Origin of the sequence: Kitasatospora sp. NPDC056076, from assembly GCF_042266305.1 — a bacterium.
Lineage (GTDB): Bacteria > Actinomycetota > Actinomycetes > Streptomycetales > Streptomycetaceae > Kitasatospora.
In genome coordinates this window covers 20,938-41,795 of record NZ_JBHJWG010000056.1, presented here as the reverse complement: position 1 = coordinate 41,795, position 20,858 = coordinate 20,938, and the positions used below count along the sequence as shown (strand labels likewise).

General features: G+C 73.3%; 18 protein-coding genes and 3 pseudogenes. 10 read left to right on the top strand and 11 right to left on the bottom strand.

The window, feature by feature from the left end; all coding sequences use genetic code 11:
• Positions 1–135: 135 nt before the first annotated feature.
• Positions 136–795 (bottom strand): response regulator, encoded by a 660-nt coding sequence (locus ACFC1T_RS33370; RefSeq protein ID WP_375895063.1) that lies wholly within the window; start codon positions 793–795, stop codon positions 136–138.
• Positions 796–1,373: 578 nt separating this feature from the next.
• Between ACFC1T_RS33370 and ACFC1T_RS33365 the strand changes: the two genes are divergently transcribed.
• From ACFC1T_RS33365 to ACFC1T_RS33340, 6 genes are all read left to right on the top strand, one after another.
• The gene (locus ACFC1T_RS33365; RefSeq protein ID WP_375895060.1) at positions 1,374–1,997 is read left to right on the top strand and encodes a hypothetical protein; all 624 of its coding nucleotides are present in this window, start codon (positions 1,374–1,376) and stop codon (positions 1,995–1,997) included.
• A gap of 13 nt (positions 1,998–2,010) precedes the next feature.
• On the top strand, positions 2,011–2,634 hold the full coding sequence (locus ACFC1T_RS33360) for a hypothetical protein (protein ID WP_375895058.1): 624 nt from the start codon (positions 2,011–2,013) through the stop codon (positions 2,632–2,634).
• A gap of 365 nt (positions 2,635–2,999) precedes the next feature.
• Positions 3,000–3,215 carry a hypothetical protein gene (locus ACFC1T_RS33355; RefSeq protein ID WP_375895055.1) on the top strand — a complete coding sequence of 72 codons (216 nt, stop codon included), beginning with the start codon at positions 3,000–3,002 and terminating at the stop codon, positions 3,213–3,215.
• Positions 3,216–3,301: 86 nt separating this feature from the next.
• Positions 3,302–3,436, top strand: coding sequence for a hypothetical protein (locus ACFC1T_RS33350; RefSeq protein ID WP_375895052.1), 135 nt, complete (start codon positions 3,302–3,304; stop codon positions 3,434–3,436).
• A gap of 250 nt (positions 3,437–3,686) precedes the next feature.
• Positions 3,687–4,010, top strand: coding sequence for a hypothetical protein (locus tag ACFC1T_RS33345; protein WP_375895050.1), 324 nt, complete (start codon positions 3,687–3,689; stop codon positions 4,008–4,010).
• Between the two features lie 160 nt (positions 4,011–4,170).
• Complete coding sequence (locus ACFC1T_RS33340; RefSeq protein WP_375895047.1) at positions 4,171–5,163, top strand: hypothetical protein; 993 nt, start codon at positions 4,171–4,173, stop codon at positions 5,161–5,163.
• Between the two features lie 70 nt (positions 5,164–5,233).
• Here ACFC1T_RS33340 and ACFC1T_RS33335 read toward each other — a convergent pair whose 3' ends face one another.
• The 4 genes and pseudogenes from ACFC1T_RS33335 to ACFC1T_RS33320 all read right to left on the bottom strand — a co-directional run bounded on the left by ACFC1T_RS33335 (position 5,234) and on the right by ACFC1T_RS33320 (position 10,111).
• Positions 5,234–6,517: an alpha/beta hydrolase family protein gene (locus ACFC1T_RS33335; RefSeq protein WP_375895044.1), complete on the bottom strand. Its 1,284-nt coding sequence runs from the start codon at positions 6,515–6,517 to the stop codon at positions 5,234–5,236.
• Between the two features lie 157 nt (positions 6,518–6,674).
• Complete coding sequence (locus ACFC1T_RS33330) at positions 6,675–8,024, bottom strand: lipase family protein (RefSeq protein ID WP_375895041.1); 1,350 nt, start codon at positions 8,022–8,024, stop codon at positions 6,675–6,677.
• A 196-nt stretch (positions 8,025–8,220) separates the two neighbouring features.
• A pseudogene (locus tag ACFC1T_RS33325) lies at positions 8,221–8,589 on the bottom strand (TetR family transcriptional regulator); the annotation flags it as partial.
• A gap of 307 nt (positions 8,590–8,896) precedes the next feature.
• Positions 8,897–10,111, bottom strand: coding sequence for an RNA-guided endonuclease InsQ/TnpB family protein (locus ACFC1T_RS33320; RefSeq protein ID WP_375895039.1), 1,215 nt, complete (start codon positions 10,109–10,111; stop codon positions 8,897–8,899).
• A 74-nt stretch (positions 10,112–10,185) separates the two neighbouring features.
• Here ACFC1T_RS33320 and ACFC1T_RS33315 point away from each other — a divergent pair.
• Positions 10,186–10,374: pseudogene (locus ACFC1T_RS33315) on the top strand (transposase); the annotation flags it as partial.
• Positions 10,375–10,557: pseudogene (locus tag ACFC1T_RS33310) on the top strand (amidase); the annotation flags it as partial. It abuts the pseudogene before it with no gap.
• A gap of 72 nt (positions 10,558–10,629) precedes the next feature.
• Here the strand turns inward: ACFC1T_RS33310 and htpG are convergent.
• Positions 10,630–12,597 carry a molecular chaperone HtpG gene (htpG, locus tag ACFC1T_RS33305; RefSeq protein ID WP_375895036.1) on the bottom strand — a complete coding sequence of 656 codons (1,968 nt, stop codon included), beginning with the start codon at positions 12,595–12,597 and terminating at the stop codon, positions 10,630–10,632.
• Positions 12,598–12,805: 208 nt separating this feature from the next.
• Here htpG and ACFC1T_RS33300 point away from each other — a divergent pair, with 208 nt between their 5' ends.
• A complete protein-coding gene (locus ACFC1T_RS33300; RefSeq protein ID WP_375895033.1) occupies positions 12,806–13,198 on the top strand; it encodes a hypothetical protein in 393 nt (130 codons plus the stop codon).
• A gap of 104 nt (positions 13,199–13,302) precedes the next feature.
• Here the strand turns inward: ACFC1T_RS33300 and ACFC1T_RS33295 are convergent, their stop codons facing one another.
• The 4 genes from ACFC1T_RS33295 to ACFC1T_RS33280 all read right to left on the bottom strand — a co-directional run bounded on the left by ACFC1T_RS33295 (position 13,303) and on the right by ACFC1T_RS33280 (position 18,567).
• Positions 13,303–14,892: a purple acid phosphatase family protein gene (locus ACFC1T_RS33295; RefSeq protein ID WP_375895030.1), complete on the bottom strand. Its 1,590-nt coding sequence runs from the start codon at positions 14,890–14,892 to the stop codon at positions 13,303–13,305.
• 92 nt (positions 14,893–14,984) lie between these two features.
• Positions 14,985–16,382: a hypothetical protein gene (locus ACFC1T_RS33290; protein WP_375895027.1), complete on the bottom strand. Its 1,398-nt coding sequence runs from the start codon at positions 16,380–16,382 to the stop codon at positions 14,985–14,987.
• Between the two features lie 135 nt (positions 16,383–16,517).
• Positions 16,518–18,233 carry an FAD-dependent monooxygenase gene (locus tag ACFC1T_RS33285; RefSeq protein WP_375895024.1) on the bottom strand — a complete coding sequence of 572 codons (1,716 nt, stop codon included), beginning with the start codon at positions 18,231–18,233 and terminating at the stop codon, positions 16,518–16,520.
• A 103-nt stretch (positions 18,234–18,336) separates the two neighbouring features.
• Positions 18,337–18,567, bottom strand: coding sequence for a hypothetical protein (locus ACFC1T_RS33280; RefSeq protein ID WP_375895023.1), 231 nt, complete (start codon positions 18,565–18,567; stop codon positions 18,337–18,339).
• Between the two features lie 92 nt (positions 18,568–18,659).
• Here ACFC1T_RS33280 and ACFC1T_RS33275 point away from each other — a divergent pair, with 92 nt between their 5' ends.
• Positions 18,660–19,751 carry a DUF5937 family protein gene (locus ACFC1T_RS33275; RefSeq protein ID WP_375895020.1) on the top strand — a complete coding sequence of 364 codons (1,092 nt, stop codon included), beginning with the start codon at positions 18,660–18,662 and terminating at the stop codon, positions 19,749–19,751.
• Positions 19,752–19,873: 122 nt separating this feature from the next.
• Here ACFC1T_RS33275 and ACFC1T_RS33270 read toward each other — a convergent pair whose 3' ends face one another.
• Positions 19,874–20,728 carry a serine hydrolase gene (locus ACFC1T_RS33270; protein WP_375895105.1) on the bottom strand — a complete coding sequence of 285 codons (855 nt, stop codon included), beginning with the start codon at positions 20,726–20,728 and terminating at the stop codon, positions 19,874–19,876.
• Positions 20,729–20,858 lie beyond the last annotated feature (130 nt).

Sequence of the window (20,858 nt, the reverse complement as noted above, 5' to 3'; positions counted from 1 at the left end):
GGCGGGCTCTATGGCGGCGGCGCGCCGGGGCATCCACCGTCGCGGCCGACGACAGCAGGACATCCACCGCTCACGGCGGCGGCGACAACACGGCCCGCGACCTGTCCCGCCTGCCCGCAGCACCGCCGGTGGCGCTCACCGGTGCGCGTCCTCGGCGAGGAGGCCGGCGCGCTGCGCCCACAGGGCGGCCTGGAGGCGGTTGGCGACCCGCAGCTTCGCCAGGAGCTCGCCGACATGGGCTTTGACGGTCCCCGGACTCAGGTGCATGGCCGCCGCGATCTCGCCGTTGGTCAGTCCCCGGGACAGTCCGGTGAGGACGCCGCGCTCGCGTTCGGTGAGCCCGGCGGTGCCGGCGGCCGCGGATCCGAGTCCGCGGTGGTGGCGCAGGTAGCCGTTGACGACGGTCGGGACGACCTTCGGGTCCAGGACGACGAGTCCCTCGGACAGGGAACGGACCATGGGGGCGAGGCCGTCGGGATCGGTGCCCTTGAGGAGGTAGCCGGAGGCACCGTCCCGCAGGGCCTGCGCGATGTGTTCGTCGGAGTCGCAGTTGGTCAGCATGGCCACGACGGGCGGTTCGGGAAGTTCCATCAGTCGCCGCAGAACGGTCAGGCCGTCGACGTCGGGCATCCGGATGTCCAGCAGGACGAGGTCCGGGGCGTACGCGGCAACGGCTTCCAGGGCCTGCCCACCGGGGACCGCGGCCACCACCTCGATGCCGGCGGCGGCGTTCAGGATCAGGCGGAGGGCCGAGCGGATCAGCGCCTCGTCGTCCACCACCGCAACCCGGATCACGCTTGGCCCCCGCCCCCGTCGTCCTGCGCCGCGGGATCCGGTCGACTGCGCGGAGCGCGCCCCGTCCCCCAGCGCCGCAAGCCCGGCAGGCGCCGCCCCGAGGATATCCAGTCGTGCCCGATCGATCGGCTGTGGCGCGGGCACGGCCAGGTGCCCAGCGACGTGCTTCCGGACGGACGGGTGGATCGATTCGCCACCTGGCCAGACCATGCCGCGGGTCGTGTCCGGAACTCGACGCCACGCCTCGACGCCCGGCGCACCGTCCCGGGGAAGAAGGCGCAGGACGAACGGCAGACCCGGGCCGCGGGGGACCGACCCGCCGGTTGGGGGGGTGCTGGCCGGAAGCCGCTCCCGTGCCTCCGCGGCGCCCCCGGACTCTCTTGATCGATCGTCAGGAGTGCGGATTAACTACGGGTCGAGCAGCGAGGCCCTGACGATCAGGACCGGATCCGCTCGCACATCCGCTCATTCGGGGGGCGGGGCCGGGCGAGCACGGGAGCCGTAAGTGTCCAAGCCGACGGCCCCACGAACAGCACCTGATCCCGCCCCCCTTTGTGCACAACGCAAAGGAAGAGTACTTGAACCGCAACACGATACGCCTCGGTGGTGTCGCGACCCTCGCCGCCGTGGCCCTCGCCTCCGGCGTTACCACCGCCCAGGCCGCGCCCGTCCGGACCCCCTCCCCGCAGCTCTCCGTGGAGTCCGTTCCCCCGACCTGGACGATCGACCGTCAGGCACCGGCCCCGGCCGTGCCCTCGGCCGCTGACGCCGGTGCCGTCACGCCGCCCCAGGGGACGACGGGCAAGGCCGAGTGGGACCCGTACATCCAGACCCGAAACGTCCGCAAGGTGCAGACGGACATCTGCGGCGGTAACCGCCTCGACGCCGTGTCCGGCAACGGCCCCATGACGCTGACGCTGTCCCAGAGCCGGGCCATCGCCAGCCAGTGGTCGGCGACCGGCGGCATCTCCGCGGGAGCCGTGTCCGTGGGCGTCGGATTCAGCGTGACCGACACCGCCACCTACACCGAGACGGGCTCTTTCGCCGTCCCCGCCGGACAGTACGGACACCTGGAGGCCTATCCGATGTTCGACCGCTTCACCTACGACGTCGTCGACACGCGCATCGGCGGCGGCGCCACGGTCGGCACCGGAGAGGCCCTGCACGGGTCGGGGTACTGCTACAAGAGCTGGACCAACTAGGAGAAATCAGCACATGCGTCGATCCGTCAGGCTCACGATCACCCTGGTCGCCCTCGCCACCGCAACGGCGTGCACCGGCAACGGGGCGCCCCGAGGGCAGGGAACACTTCCCCCCTGGCCCCTGGACGGACTGGCCGCCGCCCCCGTGGAGGCGGCCGTCCAGACCGGCGTCGACACCCTGCCGGGCAGAACTCCTGCGAAGGTCCTCGGCGTCGCCCGGATCTCGGGCACCGACGTGGTCCTCGCCGTCAGGAACGGCATCTGCCTGGCAGCGTTCCTGCCGCTCGCTCCCGAAGGGCCGACCGGCACGGCGTCGGTCTCGTTCGGAGCGCAGCGCCCAGCGGCCGGAACCGACTTCTCGGACGATCACCAGCAGTTGCCGGGGTCCGTGCTCACCGGCCCGTACACGCTGGCGATGAGCCCGGTGGCGCCCTTCACGGCCGCGACCATCGGCTGCTCCGAGAAGGGGATCGCGCTCAAGATCGAAGGGGTCGACGGATCGGCGCAGGTGCAGAAGGTGGCCGGCGATTCGCTCGGGTACCGGAAATCCGGTCGGGACGTCCTGGTGACCGTCGGAACCTCCGACGCGATCCAGCCCCTCGAACCCGGTACGTCCTCGCCTGCGACCGGCCGGTAGTCGGCGAAGGCCCGTACTGGCCCTGGTAAGGGGCGACGGCAGCGGTCTGCGGGAGCGGGTGGCGGTGGTGGAGCCACTCCTCCCGCGGACACCCTGACCGGTGGTTCGTGCGACGATCAGGGCGATCTCGTACAGGCACCGGACACGCTGGAGAGGCGTTAGGGGCCGGTCCCGCCGGACGCGCACCCGGTGGCGGAGAGCACGCGCATGGCGCAGCAGCCCCCGGGGCGAGCCGGACGGCGGGCGTCCGGGCGTCCGGCCGGGACGGCGGCCGGGGCGCGGCGGTGGGGCGGTTCGTACGGGGATGGAAAGCGGTGGCGGTGGATCGGCGGCACTCTTGGAGGAGGTCGACCAGGGAGGTAGCCATGGGCAGCCCGATCGTAGGAAGCGATCCCACGGACGAGACGGACGGGGACGCCAAGGCGTCCCCGCGACGGCTGTACACCGGAGGTGAGCGTCCTTTCGACCCGGAGGACCTCGTCATGGCCTCCGGGCACGACGTCACGCCCGAGCGGGTCGAGTGGGCCAGACAGCAGATCGAGCAGAAGGGCACCGCCGCGCTCGAACGCTACCTGCCCTGACGTAGCCGGGCCCAACAGCCAGCGGTCTGTGCGCTTGAGTACGCGTACTCGGGCTCACGGCCCGCCGGCCGGATGAGCATGGATGGATGAGCGAGGGGCGCCGGGGCGGCGTCGCCGAGGACGGCAGCGCCGCGGCGAACATCGCGGTGACGACGCGGCCCGCCGACCCGGCCGCCATGACGCACGTCGAGGGCTTCGTGGAGGCGGCCCTCTGCCGCTGAGGCCGCGGGGCTACTGGCGGCTCCAGCGGTCTCCGGCGGCCGGTCGGCACCGTGCAGTTCTCGCCATCGCGACCGGTCTTCCACCGTCAGAGTTTAACGGCACTTTTCCTGGTCAAAATTCGAACATGGGGTAATTCCTGCACGGGAAATGCCGCCTTTGAGCCATTTCACCGATTACCTCTACCGCCTCCGCCATTCGTAATCCTAGGGTGGTTTCGTCCAATCCTTTTGAATACGAAGGAGGATCATCATGCGGACTCGGAGGCGGATTGCGGCGTTCGCCCTGGCCACGGCCCTGGCCGGCGCGGGGTTCGTCGGCGTCTCGTCGGTGTCGGCCTCGGCTGCCCCGACGGCGTTGAGCTGCGGCAACAAGCAGTTCTTCACGGGGAGCGGCGGGCACGCGGGCGCGTCGATCAGGTGTACCAACGGGCCCTTCGTCGCGGATGTGACGTGCTACAAGCCGGGTTACGGCCGGTACCACCACTACGGAAACCGGGTGGAAAGCGGTGGGACCTCGACCGTGTGGTGCGATCTGAACGCCACCGCGGAGAACGTGGTGGGCCTCGCCTCCTGAATTCCCGAGGAGAGGTCGCGCGGCCCGGTGGGCGGCGTCGGACGGTGGGTGGAGGACGGTGGGTGGAGGGCCGTGTGTCCGAGCGGCCGGGCATACTGGCGCCGTGTCGAGCACCGATGATTCCCAGCAGCCCCCTTCCCGTGAGCCGGAGCCGGAGCCGATGACGCCGGATCGGGCGACGCCCGATCCGTTCGAGGGACTCGTCCTGGACGAGCGGTTCATCGGGGAGGCCACCGTCAAGGAGCCGACCGCCCGGACCAGGATGCTCGCCGCGCGGTGGCGGGAGGAGCCGCCGGTGGACCCGGGCGGCCGCCGCTGGACGCCCGGGCCGGCCCCCCGCGCGGCCCGCGGCGCGGGGCGCTCGCGGTGGCTGCGGCCCGGGCGCCGGCGCACCGTGCTGATCGCGGTCACCGCGTTCGCGGCGCTGTTGGCCGTCGCGGTCGGGACGGACCCGGCCGCTGTGCTGAACCGGGACGGCCGGTCGAGGCCCGGCCCGCGGCCGGTGCCCGGAGCGCCCCGGCCGACCGCGGACGTCGCGCTGCCCGGCGGCGGGGTCTCCGACGGCGCCAGGTGCGGCGCCCGGGGCTTCCACCACTTCGAGCCGGCGCCCGCGTCCTTCACCTTCGCCGGGCCACCGGCCGACACCCCACCGCCGGGGCCTCAACTCGTGCTCAGCTCCTACGGGTTCTCCCGGGACTCGGCGCAGGACCCGGGGCACTTCACCATCGACCTGGGTCTCGCCCCGGGCCCCGGCGGCCGAGCGCTGGACCTGTCGGCGCCGCTCGGTCCGCAGGGCGTGGCGGTGGAGATCGAGGGCCCGGACGGCCTGGTCGGCGGGGCCCACGGCCTCCCGCTGACGCACGGCGACGACGACGCCCCGGCCGGCCCGGGCGGCAGCGTCCACGTCGGGCCCGAGGGCGGCGCGTCCGCCCGGGTGACGCTCCCGCCCGAGGCCCTGTGCCCGGGCTTCGACGGCTTCGCCGTCCAGCAACGGCTGGTGGCACCGACCGACGCGCACAACACCGTCACCGGCCGGCCGCCCTACCGGCTCACCGTCTCCATCTCCGATCCGGCGATCGGCGCGCTGCGGCGCCAGGTGGGCTCGACGGTGCCGGGCGACGTGCTGGCGACCGACAACCGGGTACAGCCGTAGGGTAGTTGAGCGGCCGAGCGGCTGAGCGACTGGGCGGTCGGGCGGCTGCCGGGCGCCGTACCGGCGCGCGCTACCGCTCGTAGCGCATCTCGGGGAAGCGCGGTGACGGGCCGTCCAGGAGGTGGTCGTCGTGGCCGCGCAGCCAGCGGTCGAGGAAGGACGCCACGTAGGAGCGGGTGGCGAGGACGGCGCGGTCGGGGCGGACGTCGCCGACGGCGGCGGCCACGGCCTCCGGGGTGACGGCGCCCTGGCGGGCGAGCTGGGGCAGCAGGGGCTGGGCGTCGGTGTAGGAGCCGTGGCGGGAGCCTTCCAGGGTCACGTCGGCGTGCCAGCCGGTGCTGTGCTGCCACAGGGCGTCCCAGCCGGGCTGCTGGTGGTAGCTGCCGGAGTCGGCCTCCTGGGTGCCCATCAGCAGGAAGGGCCGGGTCAGGCCGTCCGCGGCGACGGTGGGCAGGGGCAGCTGGACGCCGCTGCCGTCCGGGCCGGGGAAGTGCAGCTGGCCGTCGAGGTCGACGCCGGCCTTGAGGCGCGGGTCGTCGTGCATGGTCTGCAGGGCCGCGGAGCCGCCCCCGGAGTGGCCGACCGCGGCGATCCGGTCGAGGTCGAGGGAGGCGGCGAGGCCGGACGGCAGCTGCTCGTCGTGGCGCAGCCCGGCGAGTCGGTCCAGGACGAAGCGGGTGTCGTCGACCCGGGTCTGCAGCATCTTGCGCAGGAGGGCGCCCAGGTCGAGGCCGGGCTGGTCCATGAGCGCGGGGAAGACGGAGGTGGCGAGGTCCCCGTCGGGGAAGGCGACCTCGGAGGCCTCGTAGGTGTGGTCGACGGTGACGACGACGTAGCCGCGGGAGGCGAGGTCCTCCACCAGGGTGGTGCCCCAGCTGCGCGGGGCGCCGAAGCCCGCCGAGTACAGCACGACGGGCCGCTTGCCGCCGGGGAGGGCGGGCGCGTCGGCGCGGGCGTGGGTTCGGATGCCCGCCCAGTCGGTGCGGCCGGGTTCGAAGCCGTTCTCGCGCTGGCCGATGCTCCCGGCGCTGTCGAAGTGGTCGGCGGCGGCGGGGAGCATGTAGGGCGCGCGGTCGTCGCCGGTGGCGGGGCTGGTGGTCGGGTACCAGAGGCTGATCATCAGCTTGCGGTGCTGTCCGGGCTTCCAGGGGTCGTCCCGGCCGTCGTCCGTGAGCTGCAGGGCGGTCGTGCCGATCGGGTACGGCCCGGTGGGCTGCGGCAGCCAGGCCCTGGCCTGCCGCTCGGTGGCCCGCTGCGGCGCCGCCGCGCCCGGCGCCCCGGCCGCCCCCACCGTGGCCGTCACCGCCAGCAGCACCGCCGCCGCGGCCGCCGCGGCCCGTCCTCGCCTGTTCATCGCCGTTCCCCCTCGTTCGTTCCCGTGGTCGCTTCGGACACGGGCGACGGTACGGGCGGGGAGGGGCGGAAACCGTCGTACCGGAGTGCCAAGTCCCGTCGTAGTACTCCGGTATGACGGTGTCCGGTGCCGCGGGTGCTTCGTGCTCCCGTCCGGGTCAGTGGCCGGGGGTGGGCTGTTCCGGGGTGAGGGAGTTGCCGGGCGGGATGTGGCCGCAGTCGGAGGGGGCGGGGCGGCCGGCGAAGCGGTCGCCCAGCCAGCCGACGGCCTGCGGGGCCCAGACGACGGGGACGCCGAAGTGGCTGAGGAGGTCGTACTGCTGGTAGGCGACCGGAGCGGTGCCGGTCGCGCAGTACTGGCGGGCGAGGGCCCGGACGTCCCCGGCGACCGCCACGCCGTCGCCCGTGCCGATGCCGGGCGGGCTGGCGAAGGTGCCCTCCAGGAAGCCGCCGTTGCCCTGGGCGATGGAGCCGGGCACGGTCGGGGTGGGGGCCGAGCCGAGGTTGTTCCGGTTGACGGCCTCGACGAAGGGCGGCGCCGAGTTCGGGTCGGCGTACTGGGGCTTGACCAGCGCCTTCCAGGTCAGCCCGGGGTAGTGGCCCAGGGCGTCGACGATCGAGCCGTGCTCCAGCTGCTGGTAGACCGAGCGGCCGTAGTCGTTCAGGTAGGGCGTCAGGTCGCTGCCGAAGGAGCGCGAGGCCCCGATCACGGACAGCGGGGTGATGCCGCTCCACACCAGCGAGCCGTCCACGTACTTGAGGTTGTGCGCCGGGTCGACCAGCAGCCCGCCCTCGGTGTAGCCGACCAGCTTGGCGTTCACCTCGGGCGCGTAGCTCGGCGCGAGCGCGGCCGCCCAGCCGGTGGCGACGGCGCCGCCGGAGTAGCCCATCAGCCCGAAGCGGGTGTCGGGGCCCATGCCGGTCTCCGGGGAGCGGGTGGCGGCCCGGATGGAGTCCAGGGTGTTGGTCGCGTACTCCGGGCCGGCCGCGAGGTCGGCGTTCTGGCCCTCGGTGTCGGGGAGCACCACGTTGTAGCCCTGGGCGAGCAGCGGCACCAGGAAGAGCGCCTCGACGTTGGGGATCAGACCGCTGATGCTGACGTCGCCGGCCACCGCGCGGGAGGGGCCGTCCTTCGGGTCGAGCGAGTCGTAGAAGGACTGGTACGAGACGGCCTTGCTGCCGTCCCCGGCCAGGCTGCGCACCACGGTGGTGACGTTGGCGCTGGGGCGGCCCTGGGCGTCGGTGCTGCGGTAGAGCAGTTGGATCGCCGTCACCGGGGTGGGCAGCCCGAGCACGTGGTACGGCAGGGTCCGCGTCTTGAGCACGGTGCCCGGTGCGAGCGAGGCCAGTGGCGTGCTGCCGTCGTAGGCGTAGAAGGGGTCGCTCGCGGTGGCGGAGCGCGCGGCCGCGGGGGCCGCGGCGGCCGGGCCTGTCGTGGCGGCAACGGCGGTGGCGGCCAGGGCGGCGGTGACGGCGGCGGCGAGCAGCCGGGACGTGCACGTGCGCATGGTTCCCCCGAGTCGTGGAATTCCTGGTGGTCCGTCAAAGAACGCGGGTTACCAACTGGTAGCCGGCGCCCCGGAGAACATCATGTCCATGACCCGTCACGCTGTCCCCGGGCCGGGTCACAAAGATTAACGACGCGGGTAGTGACCGGTCACAAGGCGGCACACCGCGCGCCCGTGCCGCCCGGGGCCGGCCGGATCAGCGGGTGGGCGGCACGGCGGGCGCGGCCCGGTCCAGGATCGCCTCGACGATGCGCAGCAGGCGTTCGCCCGGCCGGTCGACGCTGCCGTTCTGCGTGCTGACCTGCGCGCCTTCGAGGAGGAAGGTGATCTCGGCCGCGGTCTGCTCCGGGTCGGGCAGCCCGGCCCGCGCGCACAGGTCGAGCAGCCGACGGGCCTGGCGCTCCTTGTGCCGCTCGATCACCTGCCGTGCGGGGTGGGCGCGGTCGGGCAGTTCGGCGATGGAGTTGATGAAGGGGCAGCCCCGGTGCGAGACCGCCGGCAGCCCGTCGGCGATGAAGCGGGCCAGCCCGAGGATCTGCTCCCGGGGCCGGTCGGGGTGCGTAGCAGCACGTTCAGGAAGTGTGGGAGGCCCGGAAGGTGGAGCACCCTCGAGCGACCGGAGGCCCCGAACAGCCATGACAGCGACCGCCGGACGACCGAGCTGGGTGACGAAGCGGGCGCCGCACCACGGTGCCCGTCCTCGACGCGCTGTCGCGCACTATGCGCCTACTGGAGTCGCTCGGCGACCGGGCGGAGGAGGCCGGGTCGAACGCGGCGTCGGCTGGGAGGAGTTCGCCCTGGCAAACACCCGGCAGTGGACGGCGAACCTCACGGTCGTGACTCCTCCCCCACCGGAATGCAGGGGCTTTTCGCTAACCCTGGCGGGCGTTGCGACGGACCAGCCCGGCCCGTAGAACGTTGACAGCTCCCACCGTGTCAGCGTGTGCCCGGTGGCCACAGCCGACGCAGTGGAACTTCTCCTGTGTGGGCCGGTTATCCGCCGCGACGTGCCCGCATTCGGGGCAGGTTCGGGAGGTGTTGCGGGGATCCACGGCGATCACTTCCCGACCGGCGCTTTCAGCCTTGCTGGTGAGGATCGTGAGGAACACCCCCCAACCGGCTTCCGAGATCGACTTGTTGAGCCCGGCCTTGGCCGCCGCCCCGTTAGGCAGGAAGGTGCCCGGCCGGTCCGGGTCGGGTTTCGGCGCGGGCGCCTTGAGCATATTGCGGATCTTGAGGTCTTCGTGCGCGATCAGGTCGTACGCGCGGACCAGTCCGAGCGCGGTCCTGTGGGCGTGGTCGAGGCGCTGACGACGGACCTTGCGGTGCAGGTCGGCAACGCGCTGAACGGCACGCTGGTGGTTGGCGGTGCGCTTGTCACGGTGCACGCGGGGGAATCGGGACAGGGCCTGCTGCGCGGCTTCGAGCTTCGCGGTGGCCTTCCGGCCGTGGCGGGGATTGGGAACGAACCCGCCATTGGAGTCGGCGAGGAAGTTGGCGATGCCCATGTCGAAGCCGACCACACTGCCGGTCGCGGGCAGCGGCTCGGGCCGGCTCTGCTCTGCGGTGAGGATGACGTACCAGCGCTTGCCCTCGCGCTTGACGGACACGGTCTTGACCCTGCCGACCACCGGGCGGTGCTGATTGACCTTGACGTGCCCGATGCCCTGGAAGCGAACGCGGGTCACCGGATCGTGCGGGGTGGTATCCCAGCGGCAGCCGTCGCCGTTCTTCGGGAAGTCCACCGTGTCGAACCAGTTCTCCCCCCGGAACCGGGGGTAGCCGGGCGTCTTGCCGGACTTGACCCGGTGGAAGAACGCCGCGAACGCCTTGTCCAGCCGGCGAAGCGTGGCCTGCTGCGAGCTGAACGACCAGCGCCCCTGTCGGTCAGGGTCGAACGCCCGGATCTCCTTGAGCTGCGCAGACTGCTGCCCGTACTTGATGCTCGTCCTGGAGACATGCCGGTAGGCGTCACGCCGCTCCTGCAACGCGCCGTTGTAGAGCGAGCAGTGGTCACGCAGCATTTCGCCGAGCGCGATCGTCTGACCCACGGTGGGCCGCATGAGGAACTTGTACGCACGGATCATCCGACCCACCCCCTTTCGATACTGACAGTGATCATACGCTTTGGATATGTCACCACTCCGGGAGCCAGACCCCGATATCCGCACCCGGTCGACACGTCAGTTGCAAGCTGCACGCGCTCTTGGTGTTCGTCACGAAGTACGGCGAGGGCGTGTTCGATGACGCCATGCTCAAGCGGTGCGAGGAGATCATGCGGGAGGTCTGCGTCAGCTTCGGGACCGAGCCGCGCGAGTTCAACGGCGAGACCGACCACGTGTACCTGCTCACGCCCGCCATGTCGGTGCCGGTGACGGCCGACCCCGGCACCGGGCTGCCGGTCGGCATGCAGTTCGCCGCCGGGTACGGGCGCGAGGGGCTGCTCTTCCGGCTCGCCGGACAGTTGGAGGAGGCCGGCCCGTGGTCGGACCGCACTCCCCCGGTGTGGGCGGGCGAGCGCCCGGGCCGCTGAGGTCCCGCCTCGGGGGAAGCGGACGCCCCTCGCGGCCGGAACGGTCGCGAGGGGCGCGTGCCCGCCTGGGAGTTACAGGCTGTGGGTGAGGTGGTCGGTCAGGAGGCGGGTGAACCGGGCCGGGTCGGGCAGGTCGCCGCCCTCGGCGAGCAGGGCGCTGCCGTGGACGAGTTCGGCGATGTCGGTGAGGACCGGGTCGTCGGACTTCGCCCCGTGGGCCCGGTGCAGGGCGGTGATCAGGGGGTGGGTGGGGTTGAGCTCCAGGATCCGCTTCACGGTGGGGAGTTCCTGGCCCATGGCCCGGTACATCTTCTCCAGGGTGGGGGTCAGGTCGTGGGCGTCGCCGACCAGGCAGGCGGCGGAGGTGGTGAGCCGGGTGGAGAGGCGGACCTGCTTGACGTGCTCGGCCAGGGTGGCCTGCAGCCAGGTGAGGAGGGCGGCGAAGTCCTCCTCGCGCCGGGCCTTCTGCGCCTTCGCCTCGTCGTCGCCGTCGGTGTCGGCGTCGTCGCCGAGGTCGACCTGGCCCTTGGCGATGGACTGGAAGCGGTGGCCCTCGAAGGCGGGGACCTGGTCGGTCCAGACCTCGTCGACGGGGTCGGTGAGGATCAGGACCTCGTAGCCCTTGGCGGTGAAGGCCTCCATGTGCGGGGAGTTCTCCACCATCTGGCGGTTCTCGCCGGTCAGGTAGTAGATGGTGTCCTGGCCGTCCTTCATCCGCGCGACGTACTCGCGCAGCGTGGTCGCCTTCTGCGCGTCGTGGGTGGAGGCGGCCGAGACCAGGGGCAGCAGCGCGTCGGTGTTGTCGCGGTCCTCCAGCAGGCCTTCCTTGATCACCCGGCCGAACTGCTCCCACGCCGTGGCGTAGGCCTCGGGGTTGGCGGCCTGCATGTCCTTGAAGGCGGTGAGGACCTTCTTGACGAGCCGCCGGCGGACCGCGGTGATCTGGCGGTCGTGCTGCAGGATCTCGCGGGAGACGTTCAGCGACAGGTCGTGGGCGTCGACCACGCCCTTGACGAAGCGCAGGTAGTTCGGCATGAGCGCGTCGCAGTCGTCCATGATGAACACGCGCTTGACGTACAGCTGCACGCCTCGCTTGGTGTCGCGGGAGAACAGGTCGAACGGGGCGTGGGCGGGGATGAACAGCAGCGCCTCGTACTCGAAGGTGCCCTCGGCGCGCATGTGGACGGTCTCGGCCGGGGGCTGCCAGTCGTGGCTGATCTGCTGGTAGAACTCGTGGTACTCGGCCTCGGTCACCTCGCTGCGGGGGCGGGCCCACAGGGCCTTCATCGAGTTCAGCGTCTCGAACGCGTCGGCGGGTTCGGCGCCGTCCACGGTCTCGGCCTCGGTCTCGGCACCGTCCGCGGCGGCGTCCGCGGCGGCGGGTTCGGCGGCCATGCGGATGGGCCAGCGGATGAAGTCCGAGTACTGCTTGACGATCTGGCGGATCTTCCACCCCGCCAGGTAGTCGCCGAGGCCGTCCTCGCCGTCGGCCGGCTTGAGGTGCAGCGTCACCGAGGTGCCCGCCGGCAGGCCGTCGGCCGGCGCGATCGTGTAGGTGCCCTCGCCGTCGGACTCCCACGCGGTGCCCTGCTCGGTGCCGGCGCGGCGGGTGTGCAGGGTGACCTTGTCGGCGACCATGAACGCCGAGTAGAAGCCGACGCCGAACTGGCCGATCAGGTTCTGCGCCGCCTCCGCGTCCTTGGCCTCCTTGATCCTGGCCAGCAGGCCGGCGGTGCCGGACTTCGCGATGGTGCCGATCAGGTCGACGACGTCCTCGCGGGTCATGCCGATGCCGTTGTCCCGCACCGTCAGGGTCCGGGCCTGCCGGTCGACCTCCAGGGTGATGTGCAGGTCGGAGGTGTCGGCCGCGAGGTCGGTGTCGGTGAGGGATTCCAGACGGAGCTTGTCGAGGGCGTCGGAGGCGTTGGAGATCAGCTCGCGCAGGAAGATGTCCTTGTTCGAGTAGATCGAGTGGATCACCAGCTGCAGCAGCTGGCGGGTCTCCGCCTGGAACTCGAGCGTCTCGGTCGGGCTGGCCACGAGGGGTCTCTCCTTCATGTTCGTACGCGTGTGGTGACCGGCCAAGGATACGGAGGACCTCGCACGGCCCACCTGCCGTTTCCGGCACATCGACAGTCAAATGACCGATGCCACGGGTGCGCCGCTCCGAGAACAGTGGGGGCACGGCCCGAGCGGACAGCTCGGATCGCATGCTCGGAAACGCTCATCGAATGCTTGGAGCCACCCCATGAAGTCTCTGTCGGGCAAGCTGCCCAAGACGGTCGCCGTCCTCGGCCTCGCCGTGTCCGCGCTGACCGCCGTCGCGGCCACTCCGGCCTCGGCCAGCACCGCCGCCACCGCGGGCTGCACCCGGCCGCTGCGTTTCTACGACGTCGAGGTCCAGGTGGACAACTGCTCGGACGGCTGGGTCTGGATGTCCACCGGCACCCGCTTCAACGGGGCCAGCGCCTTCGTGAAGACCGCCTCCGGCGAGGTCCACGAGTTCCAGCTGGCGAAGAACCAGGCCAACGCGATCAAGTACCACACCCGTCTCACCAGCGTCTACGTCTGCGGCAACGACTCCGTCGGCTGGTTCCCCCCGGTCCCGTTCCGTCGCTGCTCGTCGCAGGTCGGCCTGTGACGACGTCGCCCGGGTGACAGCCGGCGCCCCGGTGACACCGGAGCGGTCCGCCCACGGAAGGGGCGGGCCGCTCCTCGGCCTTCCCGCGCGGCGCCGGCCCGGGTTCAGCCGCGCTGCACGGTGACGCGGTCCACGGCCGTGCCGTCCTCGGTGACGGACCGCACCTCCATCCGGGCCGGCGCGCCGCCCGCGGCGGGCGTCACGTCGACCGCCACCAGGCAGTAGCCGGTGTAACGGACCCTGGACCAGGTGACCTTGACGGTCTGCTCGTGGCCGCTCCGGTCGGAGACCACCATCGGGACCGGGGCGTCGTTCCTGGTCTCGTGCCCGAGGTAGGTGTCGGAGGCCGGGAACTTGTAGAGCCCGCCGCCACCGCCGCCCGCGACGACGTAGGTGGTGCCGTCCTTCACCGGGTTGACGGTGTCACCGGAGGCGGCCTTGCGGGTGGCCTTGCCGGCGCGGATCGGGTCGGTCCGCTCGTAGACGTGGTTGTGGCCGCTGAGCACCAGGTCCACCTGGTACTTGTCGAACAGCGGGGCCCAGTCCTGCTGCGCGCCGAGTTCGGCCCCGTTGTCGTGGCAGGTGGAGTACGTGCACTGGTGCAGGTAGACGACGATGAAGTCGATGCCGGGGTCGGCGCGCAGGGCGGCGAGCCGGGCCTCCAGCCACTTCTTCTGCCGGCCCTTGGTGCGGTCGAGGTTGGCGGGGGTGTTGAAGCAGACGTCGTTGCCGTCGAGGCTGATCAGGCCGACGTTCTGGTAGCGCCAGGAGTAGATGCCCGTCGACTGGTCCCAGGCGTTGTCGGGCATCGTGAACCGGGCGCGGACGCCGCCGTAGCCGTCGCCGCCGTACCAGGGCTCCATCTCGTGGTTGCCGACCGCCACCATCCACGGGGTGCGGGCGGCGACGGGGTCGTTCTGCACGAAGAAGGAGTCCCACAGGCGGGCGTCGTACGCGTCGTCGGTCTTGCCGCTGCCGCCGCTGTTGGCGTACGAGAGGTCGCCCATGTGGAGGTGGAAGGCGGGGTCGAGGCCGGCGATCAGGTGGGCGGTGGCGGCGGCGTTGTAGCCGATGCCCTGGTCGCCGAAGGCCGTGAAGGTGAAGCCGGCGCCGCGTCCGGGGGCGGGTGCGGTGCGGAAGCTCGCCACGTCGCCGAGCCGGCCGGCCGGGTCGTGGCCCTGGTGGCCGACGGCGTAGTAGTAGGTGGTGTCCGGGACCAGCTGGTCCACCCGCGCGTGCAGGTAGTACTGGGTGACGGTGGTGGGTTTGACCAGCGGCTGGTCCTCGACCGGGTGCTGCCAGGCGAGTTTGCTGACCAGGGTGCGGACCTCGGCGGGGACCGGCGCGCCGAGGTCGCCGGGCTGCAGGCCGATCCGGACGAAGGGGGCGGTCACCGCGTCCGGCACCTGCCAGGAGACGACGACCTGGCGGGACGGGTCGGCCCCGTAGGCGAGGTGCCGGCCGAAGGGCCGCAGCGCCGACCCGGCGGTGCGCTCGCCGCGGGGCGACGGCAGGATGGGGCTGCCGGGGGTGGGGGTGTCGAGGACGGGGGTGTCGAGGACGGTGGGGTGCGGGGCGGCGGCCCGGGCGGCGCCGGGCAGCAGGAGGCCGCCGGCGAAGGCCGCTCCGCCCGCCGCGCCGACGCGCAGGAGGGAGCGCCGGGAGTACCGGGGGTGCCGTGGTGTCTCGGACATGACATCAAGTTAGGAAACTTCCCTAACATCTGACAAGAGGACGGACGACACCGGAGTCGGGCTCAGGGCGGGCGCGGGCCCAGGGCGCGGGCTCAGGACGCGGCGCTGTCGTTCAGGTGGTCGAGGGCGTGGGCGATGAGGGGCTCGTGCCGGTGGACGGTGAGCTTGTCGCGGTAGCCACGGGCCAGGCCCGGCGCAAGCACGCCGGTGAGGTCGAGGGCGCGGTGCGCCAGTGCGGCGGCGACGTCGAGTTCCCCGAGGGCCAGGTGGGTGTCGACCGCGTACAGCAGGAACAGCGCGGTGTGCGGGTGGTGGGCGGTGCCCTGCGGCAGGAGCAGGGTGTCGGCGAAGGCCCGGAAGTACGGTGCGGCCCCGCGGGGTCTGCCCAGGTACCACAGCACGCCGCCCCGGGTGATCGACAGGCGCTGGTGGATGCCGGGGTCGAGCGAGGGGTCGGCGGGCGCGTCCGCCATGCACTGCCCGGCGTGGTCCAGTGCGGCCTCGGCCGCGCTCGCGTGGCCGAGTCGGGCCGTCGCGGTGGCGTCGAAGCAGTGCAGCGTCGCCTCCGCCGCCGGGCTGCGGGGGCCGGCGGCGCGGGCGGCGCGGATGAGGGTGACGGCGCCCTCCGCCGCACCGGCGACCAGCTGGTGGAGGGTCAGCTGCGACATGGCCCGCGCGGCGAGCGCCGGCTCACCGGCCGCGGCGGCGGCCCGGACCGCGGCGAGGCCGTGCCGCTCGGCCCGCGCGTCCTCGCCGAGGGCGAGGCTGAACCACCCGCAGAGCAGGGACGTGCGGGCGGCCAGCGCGAACAGGCGCCGCACCGACGGGTGTGCCGACGACAGGTGTGCCGACGACGGGTCCGACGCCGGTGCGCCGGGGTGCCCGGCGCGGGTGAGCAGGGAGACGACCAGGCGGTGCTCGGCGTGCGCCGCCGCGTACAGGACGGCGGGCGACAGCCCGGTGGCGTTCTCGTGGCCCTCCAGGGCGCCGGTGCGCGCCTCGATCCCCGCGACGCGGCCGGTCAGCGCCCCGAGGTCCGCCCCCGGCGCGGGCGCCGCCACCGCCCGGTTCAGGCGCAGGCGCTCCAGCGCACCGCGCAGCTGGCCCGTCAGTGCCGCGCCGCTCAGGACCGGTGCCGGCGCCCGGGCCGGGGTCTCCTCGGGCGGCAGCGCCGTACCGGCCAGGACGGTCACGGCGCCCTCGTCGGTGTGGGGCTGTTCCAGCAGGGCCGCGTCCCGGGTGGCGAGGTGCGCCCAGAACGGCCAGCCCAGACGGCGGACCTCCCTGGCCGCCACGCCGTGCAGGTGCGCCATCGCCAGCTGCGCGGTGAACTCGGGGGCGATCCGCCCCGACTCCCAGCGGGACACCTTCTCCCGGCGGGCGGCCATCCGCCCCAGGCCGAGCTCGTCGTGGGTGCGGGCGACGAGGCGGGCGTACTCGGGCTGCGACAGGCCCAGCGCCGCCCGCAGCGAGGTGAGGGGATGCGTCATGGGATGTCCTGGTCCTGCCGTGCTCGGGGGGAAGGGCCAGATCGTACGAACGCCCCGCGGCACGGGCCAAGCGAGGAGGCACACCGGGGCACACCGGGACCGCCGGACCGCTGGGACCGGCGGTCCCGGCCGGGATCAGCGCGCTTCCGGGCGGGGGGTGCGGAAGACGCGGGCCAGGTGGGCGGCCAGGCCCTCTGCCGTGGGCGGGTACAGGCGGGTGCCCAGGTAGCCGTCCGGGCGGACGACGAACGCCGTCGGGCCCGCCTGGGTGGCGTAGGCGCGGGCGAACTCGCCGCGGGTGTCGCGGTACACCGGGAGCCGCGTCCCGCCGGCGGGCGGCCGTGCGCCGTCGGCGAGGATCACGTAGGAGGTGAGCTGATGACCGGTCAGTTCGCTCGCGAGGGAGGCGAGTTCGTCGAATCCCCCGGTCGACTCCCGGTCGGCGCCGTACAGCAGCAGCACGTGTTCGCCGCCCCGCAGCACGTCGTACAGGCGCTGCGGGTAGGTGGCGATCTCGCCGGTCAGGCCGGTGCAGTCGGGGGCCCGGTCGCCGGGGCGGGGGGCGGGCCCGGCGCCGCTGTCGCCGTCGGCGCCGTCGGCGTCCGGGGGGCCGACGATCGGGCTGTCTCGGTAGCCGACGAGCAGTTGGGCCTCGCGCAGCAGCAGGGTCGCCGGGTCCTCCGGGTCGGCCTGGACGCCTTCGGCGGCGTGCCGGACGGTGCGGCCGACCACCTCCTCGCCGACCGGGCGGCGCTCGGCGTCGTAGCTCGCGAGGAGGCCCGGCCGGGCGGTGCCGCCGATCGCGAGGGCGAGCTTCCAGGCGAGGTTGTAGGCGTCCTGGATGCCGGTGTTCATGCCCTGCGCGCCGGTGGGCGGGTGGATGTGCGCGGCGTCCCCGGCGACCAGGACCCGGCCGTCCCCGTACCGGTCCACCAGCCGGTGGCTGATCCGGAAGACCGAGGACCAGCGCAGGGCCGAGGCGGTGGCCGGCCGCGGCGAGAGCCGGTCCAGGACCGTCTGGACGTCGGACAGCGCCGGGCCCCGGCCGCCCTCCAGGCCGTGCGCGACGCCGGAAGCGGCAGGCGCGGCTGATTCGGCCGGGACGGCAGGCGCGGCCGATTCGGCAGGTGCGGCAGGTGCGGCCGGTGCGGCCGACAGCTCGGGTGGCACCAGCATCGACATCCGGTAGCGGCCCCGGCCCGGCAGCGGGATGCAGACCAGCAGGTCGTCGACGCGGCCGTCCTCGCCCCGGTGCAGGGCGCGCACGCCGTAGCCGGGCGGCAGGTCCCAGTCGACCTCGACGTCGGCGAGCATGTACTCCTCCGGGAACGCCCCGCCCCGGAAGCCGAGCCCGAGCCCCTTGCGGACGGTGCTGTGCGCACCGTCGCAGCCGATCAGGTACCGGGAGCGGACCTCCTCCTCCCCCGCCGCGGTGACCAGGCGGCTGGTGACGCCGTCGTCGTCCTGGGTGAACGACACCAGTTCGCTGCGGCGCTCGATCCGGCCGCCGAGGCGGATCAGGTGCTCCTCCAGGATCCGCTCGGTCTCGTACTGGGGCAGCGCCGCGAAGCCGTACGGCACCTCGGGCGGCAGCGCCAGGTCGGTCCGGGGCTGCTCGGTGCCGTTCACGTAGCGCAGTTGCCCGCGCATCGGGACGGCGGCGTCGAGCGCGGCGCGCACCAGTCCCATCCGGTCCCAGATCTCCAGCGTGCGCGGCTGGACACCGACCGCCTTCGCGAACGGCAGCCGCTGCGGCAGCCGTTCGACGAGCCGGCAGCCGATCCCCCGCCTGCGCAGTTCCACGGCGGCGGTCAGGCCGACCGGTCCGGCGCCCACGACGAGTACGTCCACTGGAAACCTCCCGGCTGCGTCCCCGGTGCGTCCCCCTGGTCCACCTCCCAGGGTGGCGGGCCGGGCGGGTGACGGCGACCGCGCCGCGGCCCCGGCACCGGTCTCAGCACCTGGTCTCGGCCCCGGCCCGCCGGCCCTGGGCGCTCAGCCAGCGGCGGACGGCGAAGCGCAGCCGGCCGGGGGTGGGGCGGCCGGCGACGACCGCTTCGAAACGGCGGTGGTCACGGGCCGCCCGGAGCACCGCGAGGTCGTGGGTGCCGGGGGCGGGCGGGGCCGGTTCGGCGTGCTGGGCGGCTCGGTAGCTGTCCAGGAGGTGCTGGTGCAGTGCGTTCATGCGCCCACCGTGCACCCCGGCCGCCCCGCCGGTCCCGCCGATTGACGACCCCCGTCAAATGACGTGGTCAGCGGGCCGGGCACCATGGTGGGGTGAGCGTGACCATCGACATCACCGGACTGCCGCACGAGCGGATCGCCTTCCACCCCTCGCCGCTGGCCGAGCTCGGCAACGCGCTGCACGCGCTCGCCGAGCCCGCCCACCACCCCCGGCTGCACGCGTGGACGACGGCGACCTCCGGCACGCTCGAACCGGAACTGGCCGGCCGGATGCTGGAGGCCGACTTCATGTGGCGCTCCACGCGCTCCGACTTCCTGATCCCCGCCTGCCCCCGGCAGACCCTCGCCGAGGAGCTGGACGACCTCGACCGGATGCCGGACGAGAGGTTCGTCGGGGCGGCCCTGGAGATCTCCTGCAGCACCAACCACTACCCCAAGGGGCTGCCCTCGCCCCTGACCGACGCGTGGTCGCGGCGCCGCTCGCTCGACCTGGCGGCGGCCCGCGGCCCGCACCAGGCGGCGTTCGTCGAACGGATGCTCAACGACCCCACCGGGACCCGGGCGTGGATCCGGCGCCTCCTGGAGGACTGCGACCGGGCGTTCTTCGCCGACACCTGGCGCCGGGTCCGCGTCCAGCTCACCGCCGACGCCCAGCAGAAGACCGACCTGCTGCGCCGCAAGGGCCTGGCGGAGGCCCTCACGGCGGCGTCGCCGGCGCTGAGCCTGGAGGAGGACGAGCACGGCAGCCGCATCGTCGTCGACAAACTCGTGCACGGGCGCACCGACGCCCGCGACACCGCCGTCACCCTGCTGCCCAGCGTCTTCGGCTGGCCGCACCTGTTCACCCTGTACGGGCCGGGCTGGCAGCCGGTGATCCAGTACCCGGCCGCGGCCCACGAGATCGGCGGCGCCGAGCCCGTGGAGACGGTCAAGCTGCGCCTGGACGCGCTGACCCACCCGATGCGGATGAACCTGTGCCGCAACCTGGCGCGCGCCGCGTACTCGACGAACGAGCTGGCCGACGCGTACGGGCTCACCGCCCCCGAGATCTCCCGCCACCTCGCCGTCCTGCGGAAGGCCGGGCTCCTCGTCACCCGGCGCCGGGGCCGTTACGTCCTGCACCAGCTCGACATCTCCGTCGTGGCCCGGATCGGCAGCGACTTCCTGGAGTCGGTGCTGCGCTGAGGCCCGCCCGGCGAACTGCTCGGCCCGCTCTCCGACTCTCCGGGTACTGCGCTGCCGGACGAGGATCTCGTCCGGCCCGCGGCGCGGTGGCCGCGCGAACGGTTCGTCGGCCCGTCGGTCCGTCAGCCCGTGGCCGCGCGGGCCCGGAGGGCGTCGACGGCGAGGCGGGCGGTGGTGCCGATGGCGGCGTCGGCGGCGGGCAGGGTGATGGTGGTGGCTGCGGCGCGGGTGAAGACGGCAAGGGCGTAGCGGCCGCCGTCGGGGTACTCGACGACGCCGACCTCGTGGCGCAGCGTGGGGAGGGTGCCGGTCTTGCCGTGGACGCGGACGTCGTCGTAGGGGAAGCCGGAGGCCAGGCGGTGCGGCCAGACCTGGAGGCCGAGGAGGCGGCGCAGGGCGGCGCCGTGGTCGCCGGGGCAGGCGTCGCCGTGCCAGAGGGCGGCGAGCAGGGTGGTCATGTCGCGGGGGGTGCTGTGGTTGGTGAAGGCGGGGTCGAGGACTCTGAGGCGGGCGACGACGGCGGGGTCGACCGGGGAGTCCGGGCCGGTGTCCTCGGCGAGGGCGGCGCTGAGGTCGCGGAGTGTGTGGACGGCGACGGTGCGGGTGAGGCCGAGGTCGGCCATGGTGCGGTTGACGGCGTCGAGGCCGATCTCGTCCCACAGGGTGTCGGCGGCGGTGTTGTCGCTGACGGCGACGGTGAGGTAGGCGAGGTCGCGCAGGGAGAGGCGGGCGGGGTCGAGCATGGCGGCGAGGCCGGTGCCGCCGGGGGTGCGGCCGGTGGCGGGGATCTCGACCTGTCGGGTGAGGTCGATCCGTCCGGCGGCGGCCTCGCGGTAGAGCGTCACGAGGAGGCAGAGCTTGTGGACGCTGGAGGTGCTGACGGCGGTGTCGGCGCCGAGGCCGATCTCGGCGCCGGTGTCGAGGTCGCGTGCGTGCAGCCAGCCGGTGACGCCGGCGTCGGCGAAGGCGGCGGTGATGCGGGTGCGCGCGGCACGGCCGTGCGGGGTCCGGTCGGCTGCCGGGCGGCCGGTGACCGTACGGTCGGCGGTCGGGCGGTCGGCGGCTGATCCGACGGCGGCCGTACGGTCGGCTCCGGTGCGGTCGGCT